This window comes from Flavobacterium ginsengiterrae (genome assembly GCF_039539785.1).
In the GTDB taxonomy this organism is placed as follows: Bacteria; Bacteroidota; Bacteroidia; order Flavobacteriales; family Flavobacteriaceae; genus Flavobacterium; species Flavobacterium ginsengiterrae.
This window is the reverse complement of sequence record NZ_BAABDU010000011.1, coordinates 1-15,651: the sequence shown is the minus strand read 5'-3', so window position 1 is coordinate 15,651 and position 15,651 is coordinate 1. Positions and strand designations below refer to the sequence as shown.

The 15,651-nt window shown below is 36.1% G+C and carries 7 protein-coding genes; 2 read left to right on the top strand and 5 right to left on the bottom strand.

Annotation, left to right across the window (positions count from 1 at the left end):
- Window positions 1-41: 41 nt before the first annotated feature.
- From ABD859_RS22740 to ABD859_RS22730, 3 genes are all read right to left on the bottom strand, one after another.
- Window positions 42-1,571, bottom strand: coding sequence for a sialate O-acetylesterase (locus ABD859_RS22740; RefSeq protein ID WP_345147080.1), 1,530 nt, complete (start codon window positions 1,569-1,571; stop codon window positions 42-44).
- 157 nt (window positions 1,572-1,728) lie between these two features.
- Complete coding sequence (locus ABD859_RS22735; RefSeq protein ID WP_345147079.1) at window positions 1,729-3,264, bottom strand: RagB/SusD family nutrient uptake outer membrane protein; 1,536 nt, start codon at window positions 3,262-3,264, stop codon at window positions 1,729-1,731.
- Window positions 3,265-3,270: 6 nt separating this feature from the next.
- Window positions 3,271-6,414 (bottom strand): SusC/RagA family TonB-linked outer membrane protein, encoded by a 3,144-nt coding sequence (locus ABD859_RS22730; RefSeq protein WP_345147078.1) that lies wholly within the window; start codon window positions 6,412-6,414, stop codon window positions 3,271-3,273.
- 441 nt (window positions 6,415-6,855) lie between these two features.
- Here ABD859_RS22730 and ABD859_RS22725 point away from each other — a divergent pair, with 441 nt between their 5' ends.
- Together ABD859_RS22725 and ABD859_RS22720 are read left to right on the top strand one after the other, a co-directional pair.
- Window positions 6,856-9,651: a glycosyl hydrolase gene (locus ABD859_RS22725; protein WP_345147077.1), complete on the top strand. Its 2,796-nt coding sequence runs from the start codon at window positions 6,856-6,858 to the stop codon at window positions 9,649-9,651.
- Between the two features lie 17 nt (window positions 9,652-9,668).
- On the top strand, window positions 9,669-10,793 hold the full coding sequence (locus ABD859_RS22720; protein ID WP_345147076.1) for a glycoside hydrolase family 88/105 protein: 1,125 nt from the start codon (window positions 9,669-9,671) through the stop codon (window positions 10,791-10,793).
- Window positions 10,794-10,859: 66 nt separating this feature from the next.
- Here ABD859_RS22720 and ABD859_RS22715 read toward each other — a convergent pair whose 3' ends face one another.
- A complete protein-coding gene (locus ABD859_RS22715) occupies window positions 10,860-11,258 on the bottom strand; it encodes a hypothetical protein (RefSeq protein WP_345147074.1) in 399 nt (132 codons plus the stop codon).
- Window positions 11,259-11,260: 2 nt separating this feature from the next.
- A complete protein-coding gene (locus ABD859_RS22710) occupies window positions 11,261-14,599 on the bottom strand; it encodes a hypothetical protein (RefSeq protein WP_345147072.1) in 3,339 nt (1,112 codons plus the stop codon).
- Between the last annotated feature and the right edge of the window lie 1,052 nt (window positions 14,600-15,651).

Sequence of the window (15,651 nt, the reverse complement as noted above, 5' to 3'; positions counted from 1 at the left end):
AATCTTTTTAATTTGTGCAATCTGTGGCTAAAGAAATTACATTATTTTTTCTCTGTTAACATCCAATTATCTGTTCTAAATGGTGATGCCGGTAAATTTTCGTTATTAAATAAATTAGGTTCGGGAACGGCTTTCCATGCAAAACGAACTGCGACAGGTTCTTTTACTTTTGAAGATGAAACGACAATTGTTTTTCCATCAATTTTAGCATCGGCTGGATAAAATATCTGATCTTCACCTGCAATTTCAAATTCTTTTAAAACATCGCCTGTTTTCTTTAATCCTGAATTGGCATAATCAAAAAACAATTGTGCTTTTTGTTTCTTGATTTTCATAGTATTGAAAATAGGTCCTGAAAAAACGAGTTTATTTTCGCCGTAAGTTTTTGCTCTTGCTAATAAAGCGAGTCTGTAGCCAACGGTCTGCTTATCTATTGGGTGAATATTTTGCGCATCACCAACATCGGTTGTTACAACCATACCGCTGTTCGGAATTGTTTTTAAAGACATTAATTGTGCTTCTCTTATCTCAGCATTTTGTCCTTTATGCGGTGTAATCTGCACATAATAAAAAGGGAATTCTCCTTGTTTCCATTCGTCTCTCCAGCTTTTTACCATGGCCGGAAACAAACTTCTGTACAAATAGGCTTTTCCAGAATTGCTTTCGCCCTGATACCAAATTGCGCCTTTTATGGTATAATTTACCAGCGGATGCAGCATGGCGTTGTATAAAACATAAGAGGTTTTGTTGGGTTCTTTTTTAGGCTTTTTTAATTGTCCTTTTGGTGCGTTGGCTGCGCTGGCAATTTTTTCATTGGTTAAAGCCAGATAATAGGCTTCGAGTTTTTCCTGATATATTTTTTCATTTTTTGCATCTTCCTGAAGAATCGGCAGAAAAGCCACATCATCTTCTAAAATATGCTGCGCTGTCCATGCTTCGGCTTTTGTGCCTCCCCAAGATGTGGAAATTAACCCAATTGGAACATTTAGTTTTTGATATAAATCTCTTCCGAAGAAATAAGCCACTGCCGAAAATGTTTTAATGGTTTCCGGACTGCATACTTTCCAGTTTCCTGTTACGTCTTCCAGCGGTTTTTGTGCTGCATTAAGTGCAACAGTAAATAATCTGATATTTGGATATGAAGCGTTTTTTACTTCTTCTTCGTAATTTTTAACTCCTGTTTTCCATGTACCTTCTTCTCTTCCTACCGGAAAAAACATATTCGATTGTCCGGAACAAAGCCAGACTTCGCCTATCAAAATGTTTTTAAGAAGGATTTTGTTGGATGCGTTTATAGTTATGTCATAGGCTTTTTCGCTTCCGTTTGGGGTAGAAAAAGCCGTTTTCCAGTTTCCTTCTGCATCGGCAGTTATTTCAACTGTTTCATTTGACCAGCCTAAACTGATATTGATTTTTTCGTTTGGGGAAGCCCATCCCCATAAATTAACTTTGGCATTTTGCTGTAAAACCATATTATCGCCAACAAGAGCGGGCAGTTTTACCTGTGCTGATACAGAAAGTTTTACACTTAAAACTAAAAAAAGTAATAGTATTTTTTTTGAGTAAATCATTGGCTTTGATTTTTTAAGTACATTTTAAATTTAAAATAGTTAAACCAGTTGGGCATCCTGTGCTTTCCTGTTTACCGTAATACAAAAATGACAAAAAAAGCTGTCTGAAAAGACAGCTTCTTTCAAAAAACAAAAAATAAAAGTGGGGCAAAATTTATTAATCGTAACCAATATTTTGATCGTATAGTCCAGGAACTGCTAACATTTCTGATAACGGAATTGGATATAAGAGCGAATTATTATCAATGGTTCTGATTTTGTTTTCGGTATCCTCGGCCGCTTTCCAGGCATTCATTATCTCTACAGCTTTTCCTGAACGTATTAAATCAAACCATCTCGTTCCTTCTGCAAAAAATTCTTTTCTTCTTTCCTGAAACAATTGATCTAATGTAATATTTGCAGCATTTGCTGTAAGTCCGGCTCTGGTTCTTACTTTGTTTACAATATCGTCTACCTCAGCCTGAGAACCTCCTCCGCCATGCAGCGTACATTCGGCCATCAGCATTAGAACATCTGTGTAACGTGTAATCATAAAATCAACTCCCCAGTCTTCACGACCGTTTCCGTATCTTGAAGCATCAATATACTTTTTAAAAACCGGTTGTGTATAACTTCCTTTGTAAGTTCCGGAAGCTACGGTATAACTTGTTGCAATTCCAAAAGTTTTTCTTTTATCAGTCGCGGCAAACAAACTCATAAATCCGTTTGAAATAGGTCTGGCTTCTAAAGCGCCCTGTGCAGATAAATTTAAAGATGCAAAATAAGGCTCGTAACCTAATTCTACCATAAAGTTACCTCCTACCGGAGTTGAAATATTTTGTGTATACGGAATTACCAATACGTTTTCTTTGTTGGCATTTCCTTCTGTTTTAAAAATTGGATCGTAATCTGTTCCAAAAGCATATAAACCACTTAGCTTGATATCGTTTAATTCTTTGTATGCTTTATCCCATTCGCTTAATCCTAATGTTGCGCCGTCAATTCCGTAAGTTGGGCTTGAGCGTGTCATGTAAACTAAACCTAATAATGCTTTTGCACCGTATTTAGTTACACGTCCAAAATTTGCCGTATCATAAGATGGGGCAAGATCCGGAATTGCCAGTTCTAAATCGGAAATAATCAGTTTATAAACATCTGCAACAGCAGTTCTAGGTATTTTTGAAGCTTCCTGAGCTGTAACCGTTCTGTCGATTAACGGCACTCGGCCAAACCATCTTACTAAATCGAAATAACAAAATGCTCTTAAAAAACGGGCTTCTGCAGCCATTGACGTTTTATCTGCCGGATTTGTAAAAATGGCATCTCCTTTTTCGGCTATTTTTTCTAATAACTGATTGGCTTTGTAAATCGCATTGTAATTGGTTAAATATGCTTCTTTTACATAAGTGTTCGAGCTGATAGAAGTGTAAAAACTGTTAATTCCCTCCCAGTCTCTTGATGCTTGTGTTGTCGCCATCAAGTTATCAGATCTGGTTTCGCTTAAGTTCATTAATCGGTTTGCGTAGCCGTAAACGCTAGTTCCGTGAAAAGCTATCGAATACGTTGCATTTCTGGCCTGTACAAAATCGCCGGGAGTTGCATAAAAATTTTCAATTGTTCCTTGTGACAAAGGCAGCTGTGTAAGCTCGTCTGTACAAGATGACTGTGCCCATAAAAGTAAAGCACCTGCGGCTATGAAGATATATTTTTTCATTTTCTTTTAATTAAAATTAATGTTCAGCCCAATTACTAAAGATTTTGCCAGCGGCGCTCCACCGTAATCAACCGGAACAGAAAAATCACTGTTTGAACTTGCTGACGTATTTACTGCTTCTGGATTAAAACCTACTTTGTATTTGTTCCAGTAAAACCAGTTTTCGCCTGTTACATATAATCTTGCATTATCAATTCTTGAAATTCCTTTTAATGCCTGTCTTAAATTATATCCTATTGAAATGCTTCTAACACTTACATAATCTGATTTGTACAACCAGTCTGAGTTAGCCTGATATCCAAAAGATGTTCTCCAGTTTCCTCTTACAGCCGGATCAACGTTTAGAGAATTCTCTACAGACCCCATTCCGGTACGGTCAATGGCACGTCCTGTTAATCCGTAAACTGTTCCTCCATTTTGTCCCTGAACAAGAACATTCAAATCAAAATCTTTGTATTTAAAGCTGTTTGTGATTCCCCATGTATATTTTGGAGTTGGATTTCCTAAATCGACACGATCTTCAGAATTGATTTTTTTATCTCCGTTTTGATCTACATATCTTGGATCGCCAAGAACGAGTTTATTTCCTCCAATTGTAGTTCCTCCTGCATCAATATCAGCTTGAGTTATTACGCCGTTTTGCTTCAATCCAAAAATGGTGTACATTGGTTTTCCAACTTCTAATTTTACAAAAGGAACACCTGCGTCATACGCATTACTGATTTCAATTTTTGACTGATCTGGTCCTAATGCTAAAACTTTATTTTCGTTATGGCTTATGTTTGCAGAAGTTCTCCACTCAAAACTTGGTGTTTTTACGTTTAGTGAGTTCAATTCAAATTCCCATCCTTGGTTTTGTACTTCTCCAATATTGGTTAAATACGTTTGGAAACCAGAATCTCCCGGAACCGGAACTCTTAAAAGCAGTTCGCTGTTATTTTTTCTATATAATTCAAATGTTCCTGTAAGTCTGTTTTTTATGAATCCGAAATCAAGTCCAAAATCAATACTTTTTGATTCTTCCCAATGTAATGAAGGATTTGGAATAGAAGCTGCTCCCTGACCAATTGCCACTGCGCCTCCAATTGAATAGTTATAAGTCCCCAGTGTAGCATATTGTGCATAACTTCCAATATTATTACTTCCGTTTATACCTGTGCTGGCTCTTAACTTGAACTCAGTTAACCAATCTACATTTTGAAGGAATGCTTCTTGTTTTACTCTCCATCCTAATGAAAGCGAAGAGAAAGTTCCCCATCTTCTGTCAGTTCCAAATTTTGAAGAACCGTCACGTCTGATACTCGCTGATAAAATGTATTTTTCTTTGAAATTATACTGAATACGCGAGAAATAAGAAAGCAGTGTGTTTTTTTCAGCCGTTGTAGAACCTATAGATCCCGCAGGCAGTGTTTCGATACTTGAACTGTTGTAAAGTGCTCCCGAAGACATAGTCGATTTTGTAATTTCATAAGCATTAAACGACTCTCCTAAAAGCAGGTTAAAACTATGGTTTCCAAATGTTTTATCGTACGTAAGCGTGTTTTCGTTTACGATGTTTTGTCTTCTGTATGTGTTGTAAGCTCCTCTAATACTGGCAATAACATCGTTTGGTGTATAACTTTCGTTTACGTTATCTGAATTATCAAAGTTAATCGTGCTTTTTAAAGTAAAACTTTTAGCAAACTGATAGCTGGCATATCCTGAAATTAGATTTCTGTACATCGAGTTTCTTCCTGTTCTTGCCAGAGCATTCAGCATATTGGTAGTGCTGGAACCCCATGCATAGCGGGTTGTGTATTTTTCTCCGGCAGCATTAGCGGCACTTTCAAAAACCGGAGTTGCAGTAAGCGCTTTAAACAAAGTATTGTCTTTTCCTTCTACTCCCGGATCATTTTTAATAGAATATGACGGCGCTAGATTAATTCCCATTTTAAAGTTTTCAGACAATTTAATATCTACATTGGCTCTTGCCGAAAAAAGAGAATAATCTGTACCTACAATATATCCGGTATTTTTTTGATAGTTAGCAGAAACATAGTAGTTTACAGCATCTGTAGCACCCGAGGCCGTTAATTGATAATTGCTGAATTCTCCTGTACGGAAAACTTTATCCTGCCAGTCGATGTAATCCAGTCCAGGATGTCCCGGCATATCCCAGCGGTCATCATACAAATACGTGTAATATCTTGAATTGGCCGTTGTAAGCGGCGCAGCTGGATTTGCTGCATTGTAAGCGGCAATTCTCTCTGCAGTTGTCTGACTTGCAGAAGCTCCGGCAATTCCAGATCCAACCCATTGAGAGTCGATCATCGTTTTTGCACGTTTAATCCATCCTTCAGCAGAAAGCATATCTACTCGGTTTGCCTCTTTATTAACACCTCCGTAGGTATTAAAAGTAAATTTTGGCTTCCCTTTTTTACCTTTTTTTGTGGTAATAATTACTACTCCATTTGAAGCACGGGAACCATAAATCGCGGCTGCCGATGCATCTTTTAAAACTTCAATTGAAGCTACATCATTCGGATTCATATTGTCAAGCGGACTTCCGTTGGCAAATGCACCGTTACTGTTTGATCCTTCTGTATAAATTGGGAATCCGTCAATAACATACAACGGTTCATTTCCTGCGGTAATAGAACCTGCACCTCTGATTTCAATACTAAAAGGCTGTCCAGGTAAACCTGTAGTCTGTTTAACACGAACTCCGGCAACCTGCCCCACTAATCCCTGATCGATTCTCGAAATGGGACGTTCTGTAAAAGTTTCTGTTTTAATTCCCGAAATGGCGCCAGATGTCAGCTTTTTCTTTTGGGTACCGTAACCAATTACTACGACTTCGTTTAGATTGGCACTTTCTGCATCGAGCGAAACATTGTAATTCGCTGCAGTGCCAATTTTTATTTCCTGTTTCACAAATCCCACAAAAGAAAAAACTAATGTTTCTCCAGATGCTGCCGAAATTGAATATTTACCGTCAAAATCTGTACTGGTAGATCTGTTAGTTCCCTTAACAATTACGTTAACTCCAGGGATTGATAATTTGGCCGGATCAGTAACGGTTCCTGTAACCGTTTTTTCCTGCGCATAGCCAGATGTGTACGCCAGTACAAATAAGGCTATAATCAGCAAAAGATTAAGCTTGTTTTTCATAAAAGTTCAATTTGGTTAGTTATTTAGTTCAAACCAAATTTATTTAGAAGCACTTTTCGCAGTATCCTGTAGTATCCTGTTAACTTTCAATATCTTATAAAATTATTTAAGTTTAATTTAACAAGAAACACGCACAACTGTCTGATTTACAACTCTTAATTCATTGCGAATTTCAAAAATATATTATCAAAAATTTTAGTAAATTATTTTTTCACATTTCATATTTATTTACATAAAAAAATATCAAATAATAAATCAACTGGCTAAATACATGAAAAATCAATTTTTTAAAATATTTAAAAAAAACAGGACGCTACAGGATAGCTTTTCAAGACACTGATAATACTTTTACTTTATTTCGAAGAAGTTTCGATAGCAATTTTTGAAGCAAAAAAGTAAGAAACGAATTATTTTTAAATAAATCAAAAAAGAAAATACATCATGAAAAAATCCAAAAATATCTGCTTATTGTTATTTTTATTTTTTTGTGTTTTTAATATGGTTTCTCAGGAAAAAACAGTTTCACCGTGGCCAAAATCAACCAACGTCAATCAGCCTTGGACGCGCTGGTGGTGGATGGGAAGTGCGGTTGACAAACCAAATTTAAAAAGAAGCCTTATTGATTTTCATAAAGCCGGAATTGGCGGTGTAGAAATTACGCCTATTTATGGTGTTAAAGGTGAAGAAAATAATTTTATTGATTATTTATCTCCAAAATGGATAGAAATGCTGGATTATACCATTCACATTTCAGACAGTTTAAACATGCAGGTCGATATGGTTTTAGGAACCGGATGGCCGTACGGAGGTTCGCATGTTACACTGCCGCACGCCGCAACAAAACTTATTGTACAAAAATATTCGCTTAAAAAAAGCGAAACATTCGACAGAAGCATTACTCTTGACAGCAATAAAGAAAAAACACCCGCGATGCTTTTATACGTTACAGCATACGGAAGTGACGGTTCGTTTGTTGATTTAACTAATGAACTTCAAAATAAAAAAGTAAATATACAAGACAAAGGACTTGAAGGTTCTAATATCAAACTTCCTAATAAATTAGAACCCAATAAACTAAAATGGAAAGCCAAAAATACTGATTATACCATTTATGCGGTTTTCAGCGGTAAAACCGGACAACAGGTAAAACGAGCGGCGCCCGGCGGTAAAGGCTATACGTTAGATCATTATTCTGCCGATGCTTTAAAAGCGTATGTTGTTCCTTTTAACAATGCTTTAAAAGGACGAGAAGGAAAAATAAGAGCCATTTTTAACGATAGTTTTGAAGTGTACGGAACCGATTTTACTCCTGATTTTTTTGATGAATTTAAAAAACTGCGTGGTTACGATTTAAAAAAAGAACTTCCTGTATTATTAAGTGAAACCGATAATGAAATTGGAAACCGAATAAGAAGTGATTACCGCCAGACAATATCGGATTTGTTATTAAATCAGTTTGATAAATCGTGGACCAACTGGGCGCATTCTAAAAATTTTAAAACCAAACTTCAGGCACATGGTTCTCCCGGAAATTTAATCGATTTGTATGCTTCTGCTGATATTCCTGAATGCGAAACTTTTGGTTCGATGCCTTTTGCTATTCCGGGTTTTAGACGCGAAAAAGAAGATATCCGCGAAGGCGATGCAGATCCGGTAATGCTTAAGTTTTCTTCTTCTGCAGCACATATTTCGGGTAAAAAATTAGTTTCTTCTGAAACTTTCACATGGCTTAGAGAACATTTTAAAACGGCGCTATCACAATGTAAACCAGAAGCCGAAGATTTAATGCTGAATGGAGTAAATCATATTTTTCTGCATGGCTCAACGTATTCGCCAGATAGGGCTGTGTGGCCGGGATGGCAGTTTTATGCTTCTGTAAATTTCAATTCAAATAACACGATTTGGGAAGATGCACCAGCTTTATTTTCTTATATTTCAAACTGTCAGTCACTTTTACAACAAGGAAAACCTGATAATGAAATTCTGCTTTACTGGCCTATTTTTGATGCTTGGGATAAATATGAAAAAGGCACTTTATTTTATCAGTTCAAAATACATTCTTTAACAGAATGGCTGTACGGAACTTCCTTTTACGACACAACAAAAAGCCTGATAAAAAAAGGATACGGCGTTGATTTTATATCTGATAATTTTATTGCCGAAGCACAATTTAAAAACGGAGTTATTGTACTGCCCGGCGGAAAATACAAATCACTGGTTATTCCGTCATGCCAAAAAATGCCTTTTGAAACACTGCAAAAACTTATCGAGCTAAAAAAAGCCGGCGCCTCTATTCTATTTGAAGGATTACCAGAATCTGTTCCGGGATTTAAAGATTACAAAAAAAGAGAACAAAACCTTAAAAATCTTTTAACTGAAAACAAAATACAAGCTGTTTCTGATATTTTTAAAAGTTTAGAAGATACAAATATTCAACCGGAAAGCCTTGTAAATACAGGATTAAAATTCATTCGCAGAGATGTTGACGGTGAGAAAATATATTTTTTAGTAAATCACACTGCTAAAACTATTGATGAGTTTGTGCCGCTTCAGATTGAAAACAAGGAAGTCATTATTCTCGATCCGCTAACGGGTGAATACGGAAATGCAATGGTCAATAAAAAAAATAAAATAACGTATGTCAAAATCAAAATAGAGCCCGGACAATCCTATTTTTTAAAAACTGAAACTACAGCTTCACAAAAAAAATGGATTTACTATGAAACGGCTCCTGAAACATTTGCTTTAAAAGGAAACTGGAAATTATCTTTTGAGAAAGGCGGCCCCAAATTACCAGCCGATACTGTGGTTTCCAATTTAGAATCGTGGACAAAACTAAATCCTGATGCCGAAGCTTTTTCAGGAACAGCATTTTACACGCTTCAGTTTGAAAATCCTGATTCTAAAATAAAAAACTGGAGCCTTAATTTGGGAGATGTGAGAGAAAGTGCCAAAGTCTGGCTTAATGATGAATTTATCGGCGCCGCCTGGTCTGTACCGTATAAATTGAATATTAATAATTTAAAATCCGGAAAAAATACTTTAAAAATTCAGGTCACCAATCTTCCCGCCAACCGAATACGCGATATGGAACTAAAAGGTCAGGAATGGAAAATATTTTACGAAATAAATATGGTCGATAAAGACTATAAAAAATTTGATGCGACAAAATGGAATCCAATGCCGTCAGGTCTTTTAGGTCCTGTTACCCTTAGTGCTTTAAAACAACAAAACTAACTGCCAAATAACCAAAAATGAAAAAATTAATCTCAATTTTAACCGTCTTAATTTTATCTGTAACCAGTCTTTCAGCACAGGAATCTTTTGATAAAAAACTGGTTTTAAAGCAAATGATGCTTGCCAATGATTACTTTATGCAAAAATGGCCGGATACAGGAAAAACTATTATTACCAACAAAGAACGCCCAAGCAATATCTGGACACGCGGGGTTTATTATGAAGGATTAATGGCGCTGCATGAAATTTTTCCAAAAGAGGCGTATTATGATTATGCGTTTGCATGGGCCGAATTTCATAAATGGGGATTCAACAGCGGTAATACTACGCGAAATGCCGACAATTACTGCGCCGCACAAACCTATATCGATTTATATAATTTAGAGCCTGATGCCAAAAAACTTAAAAATACAAAGGCAAATATAAATATGCTCCTTAATACTCCTCAGCTTAATGACTGGTCATGGATTGATGCTATCCAGATGGGAATGCCTGTTTTTGCTAAAATGGGAGTTTTAGAAAAAGACAACCGTTATTTCGAGAAAATGTATGAAATGTATATGTTCTCAAGAAACAAACACGGAGACAATGGTTTATTTAATCCTAAAGAAGGTTTATGGTGGCGCGATGCCGATTTTGATCCGCCGTATAAAGAACCAAATGGCAAAAATTGTTATTGGAGCCGAGGGAACGGCTGGGTTATTGGCGCTTTAGCAAAAGTTCTTACCATTATTCCGGAAAATGCACCTCACAGAGAACAATATGTAAAAGATCTAAAAGCAATGGCAGCTGCGTTAGTTCCTATACAAAGAGCAGATGGATTTTGGAATGTAAGTCTGCATGACCCAACAAATTTTGGAGAAAAAGAAACTTCAGGAACTGCATTATTTATATACGGAATGGCTTACGGAATTAACAGCGGTATTCTAAAAAAAGAGACATATCTGCCTGTTATTCAAAAAGCCTGGAATGCTATTACAACAGAAAGTCTGCACACAAACGGATTTCTGGGATATCTGCAGTCTACAGGAAAAGAGCCAAAAGACGGTCAGCCGCTTTCTTATGATAAAATTCCTGATTTTGAGGATTATGGATTAGGATGTTTCTTATTAGCCGGATCTGAAATTTATAAATTAAAATAAAAACAAAAAAGACGAACGCATATAGCAGTTCGTCTTTTTTTATAAAAACACTAATAACAAAATATCCTACATCATAAAAAATAAAGCCTTCTGAAAGTTATCAAACTGCATTTGGCTTGAGCTTATATTAGAAAGCTTTATATCCGGAATTTTAGGAACAAAATTCGATTTACTTTCAAAATATACATTCAGATCTTTAAAAATCTCTGTTCTGTTTTTTGATCCGTCTACTAAAAACAAATTTTTAATATCCTTAAAAAAAGAAAAACTGTTGTGCAGCTGCTTATTAAACAGGCAAACCATAACGTTTTTTCCTTTCTTTTCTAATTTTAAAAAATCAAGTAATTCTGTTTTATCGTATACCACAAAAATAGAACGGTCAAATTCACTTGACTTACTGCCATTTTCTAGTAAGAATGAATCTTCAGAAAACTCAAAATCGCTTTTAAATTTTCTTTTAAACATCTTTAAAAAAACACCTTTATTGTCGTATTAGGAGAAACAAAACTCATCCAGTTATTTGGTAAATCTGCATTTGCCCCTCCGCTCTGGAATGCTCCTTTATCTGTTGTATTGGTAACACTTACCTGCCAATTTACAGTACTCGATATACCATCTACATTTTGAAGACTAGGTGTGGCAGTTGCTGCATATGTATTATAAATGTAATTTGATGTTCCAAAAGTATAGTTGTAGGTAAAGCTTTCTGTATTACTATTATCCTCTGCAGTAGTAAAATCATCTACGACTGCTACTACATTAGCCGTTATTGGACCAGTACTTTTGCAAATCGCTAACATTCTAAAACTAACTGAAAAATTACCGTTTGCCCCAACAAAATCACTCACTACTGGTATGTTTGCTGTTGGAGACGGCATACCATTACTTCCCCAGGCATCATCCTTAAAAGTAACTATAGTATTTTCACCGCTGTAACTTATTGTAAACATATTCCAATTTAACACGTAGTTTACAGCTACTGCATTTTGAGATATGTAAGGTGATGATGTTGTATCTGGCTGCCAAATACCATTTATGGTCCAAGTTATACTGCGATGATGCGCATACTCTCTAGTTTCATAAGGAAAATGGTCTCCCGATACATCTAGAACATTGTTATAATTGATAATACTCGCTTGAATTAAAACAGAGCTATTACCATAATAATTAGCTTGACCTACATAACCATTTGAAGAGCGGGTTAATCTTTGTACATTAAATTGATCTGGTATAGCTTCGCAGCTACTTTCTGTACCTCCAGCATCTTTTGTATATAAGTCTCCAAAAAGGTTTCCTAATGGGCTGTAAGTATAACTGAGATTATCTCTGGAAACCCTCATAAGCCAGTTTACTGCTACAGTATCACCTGACGCCAAAACATAATTAATAGCCTTACCTACACCTATTTTAGCACTTAAATTTACTTGCTGGACCTGAAGAGTCTCGGCCGCAATATAATTATACTGCACATCTCCTGCAAGAATATCAGTACTTAAAGTACTACCATCTGAGGCTTTTGTTACTGTAAGTGTTCCAATTACATCTGTTGAATTGGTTGAAAGGGGAATAAAATTGGATGTCTGTGGTGTTGTACCTGTTGGTATAAATTTAAATCGTGCCCATAATTCTGTAAAGTTTGTACCATTTACACGTCCGTTAAATGAAACCTTTACTTTATCCTTGCTCACTGCCCCTTTTAAATTAATATTGGGGGTATTCTCGTTTACAAAACCTGTCGGCTGATACCAGATACTTCCTCCTGGAACAGGCGCAAAACCAAAAGTGGCACGTGTAAGTCCAAAAGCTGTTGTGCCCACAGTAGGGCAATTTCCTGAAAGAATAGCATAATTTATTGGTACCGTGCCACATCCATAACTGGCTTTTGTACTGCAGCCTGTAAATCCTACAGTGGCACTTGTGCTTACCGTTTTATTAACAACCGTAACATTAGATGCTATAACGGGTATTTTAAAAAAATCATTTGTACCATTAATACCGCTTTGAGTATTAGAAGGTGTTATAGTAAGCACTTTAGTTACTGCATTATAATTTATAACAGCGCTTGGTATAATATATGACGGACTATAGGTACTGTTTGATGAATATATTAAATTTCCTGTAGGGTCATAATCTAATCCGTCTGGCAATGTTATAGTAAAAGTTTTTACTGTAATATTAGGCTGTCCAAAAATTCCTTGAAGACTGCCTTGAATAGAGGCATTTAATATTGTTTTATCTCCCGGATATAAAGCTACAACATCAAGAGAAGATGTTGTCCTTAGACCATTTTGATAACCAACCTGAAATGTAGGATAAGTTGCACCATCAGCCCCCTTAGTATTGGCGGCATAATTCTTTTTTATAATCGTAGTCCCACATTGATTTTGAAATGATGTTCCCAGATTAAAGCGGCCATTTTGATCACTAGGAATTCCCCAGCTATTTAAGGTACAAGTTTGCACATTACTTAAGTCCCAAGAATATTCAAAATCCAGTACAGCACTTTTGCCAACAGCAAGGTCATCAAAATGACCGTCGCCATCAAGATCCTGTAATCCGGTTCCGTATGCCTGTGTCAATCCTGATAAATCTATAACCCAACAATTTGTGGTAACACCACTAATAAGATAGGGCGCTACAGTTCCATTTCGTTTTAATACCTGCGAGGTAACATCAGTACCGTTAAGAGATACTTTTGTAATTCTTAGGCTTGCTGGTTCTACGGTATTTACCAGCGTTGCATCTGTAGAAAAAGTACTCCAGGGCAATTTAATTTTATACATATTTGAAGCTGCTCCAAAAGAAGCAGAACCAGTATTTGTAATAGTATACGAAGTTTTTCCTACATTGCAGAAATCAGGCCATGTTGTCGCCGCTGAATTACGCACCAGTGTAATAGCAGGATCACCTGTAATAGCAGATATAGAAGCCGTAGAAGAATCGGCAAAACAAAAACTGCCTTTTATATCTCCGGAACCTACACTTATTACTAACGGAATACTAGATCCTGTAACACAGCTCAAAATTTGTTCGTTTAAAACGATTGTAATTTCTTCACCAGGATCAAAACTCGCATTTGGTGCTCCTACTGAGGTTGTTATTGCATTTTGCAATTCGGCTCCTGTTAATGTTACTCGTTGTCCGCTTGTTACAGCAGACACTATCCCATTACTGGCACTAGAAATTTTGTACGATGGTATTTGCGCAGCCGTTGTTACATTGCCTTCTACATAAACTGTAGTAACGGGTATAACCCCGCTATTTTTAAATTTAATAGTTCGGGTACCATCTGTTTTTAATTGAATAGAAAGTACTTGCGGATTTGGAACAGACGAAAGTACAAAAGCCGGGGCTGGTGTATTAGACGCCACTGAACTGGTACCTGTTGCCAAAGATGTTGCTCCCGACGCAAGGCTATAGCCAATGGTAGAAGCCTGCGTGTATCCGCAATTGATACGTGCCTGAAAAGTTACCGCCTGAATATTCCCCGACGGAATATTAACTACGGTAAAAACAGGCTTTTGTAAATTGCTTACATTTGACTGTGTTGCTCCTGTAATTGTGCCGGCAACATACTCCATACCTGCCGGCAGGGTTACCGTAAAAGTGCTTCCGGACAGTGCCGTTGTGCTATTGTTTACGACATCGACCTTATAAGTATCAGGTGCACCGCCCTGTACTATACTAACCGGCTGATAAGCTGCAGGCGTATTAATTTGATACGCCTGAGCAAAAATCCGACCACCCATGAAATACATCACAGGAAGCAACAATAACAATAATGTTAATGTAAATTTTGTTTTCATAAATCTTGCTTTTAATTAAAAAAAATACAACCGCCATAAGTCAGCAAACTGACTTAGGCCGCATACATTCCTTTTAATCTCTTGGATTACTTAATAATTTAACAACTCTCGATGCAAAGTTCCTTCTATGCTTGAATTAATACTGCCCGTAAACGATTTTAAAGTATCAGTTTAAGACATATCTTTCCTCAAAGTCAGCAGTCTAAATAACTGCAGAGGCGCATAGGCATTTTTTTAGCAGTAACAATAACAGCATACTTAAAATATACTGTATGCAATAAATAGTGTACAGCAGACTGGCGCCTGATCTATACCATATTTAAAATACAGGATCTGACTAAACAAAACGCTTGTAGAAAAACTCCACAAATTGGTAAATTAATAAATAAGGGCATGTACAATCAATTACCGCAAAAAATATACTGGCAATAATTGCAAAAAGAATTTTCAATACTAAGCAGATAATCTAGTACTGACGGCTTGTAAAAGAGATTTTAATTGAACTGTATGTAATTAAAATCAACAATATGAATAACAAACAACATGACAAATATACTGTTTTTCAGAATCTTAATTAAGAAAAAAAAGTTTTTATTCGTAAAAAAATAAAATACGCATATATGTCCATTACATCATTTAAGATGTAATTTAATTTTTTATAAAAACTTTTTTCCGTTTGGGTAAAAAAAGAGAGAGAGAAAATTATATCATTTTCTCTCTCAAAAGATAAACCGTAAAAAATGTAAATATCGAAACCGAGAATTTCACAACCAGCCTGATATTACATATACAAATATCAGTATATGATAAAGTTTTTAGTGCCTCTAAAAGGTTTTAATATTACACTTTAGGACAAAAATTCCATTATGTCAGTTTATATTATGAATATAAAATTTGAAAAAATAATTCATCTCGTACATTATCCAGAAGAAAAAGAATTTGTATAAAACAAAAAACCCTATCCGAATTAGATAGGGTTTTTCAAAGAAAGGCGACGACATACTCTCCCACAATGATGCAGTACCATCTGCGCAGGCGGGCTTAACTTCTCT

What these genes read in the sequence shown, in the direction of transcription:
- ABD859_RS22740 (WP_345147080.1), bottom strand. Translation starts at nt 1,571, where the DNA reads ATGATTTACTCAAAAAAAATACTATTACTTTTTTTAGTTTTAAGTGTA.
- ABD859_RS22735 (WP_345147079.1), bottom strand. Translation starts at nt 3,264, where the DNA reads ATGAAAAAATATATCTTCATAGCCGCAGGTGCTTTACTTTTATGGGCA.
- ABD859_RS22730 (WP_345147078.1), bottom strand. Translation starts at nt 6,414, where the DNA reads ATGAAAAACAAGCTTAATCTTTTGCTGATTATAGCCTTATTTGTACTG.
- ABD859_RS22725 (WP_345147077.1), top strand. Translation starts at nt 6,856, where the DNA reads ATGAAAAAATCCAAAAATATCTGCTTATTGTTATTTTTATTTTTTTGT.
- ABD859_RS22720 (WP_345147076.1), top strand. Translation starts at nt 9,669, where the DNA reads ATGAAAAAATTAATCTCAATTTTAACCGTCTTAATTTTATCTGTAACC.
- ABD859_RS22715 (WP_345147074.1), bottom strand. Translation starts at nt 11,258, where the DNA reads ATGTTTAAAAGAAAATTTAAAAGCGATTTTGAGTTTTCTGAAGATTCA.
- ABD859_RS22710 (WP_345147072.1), bottom strand. Translation starts at nt 14,599, where the DNA reads ATGAAAACAAAATTTACATTAACATTATTGTTATTGTTGCTTCCTGTG.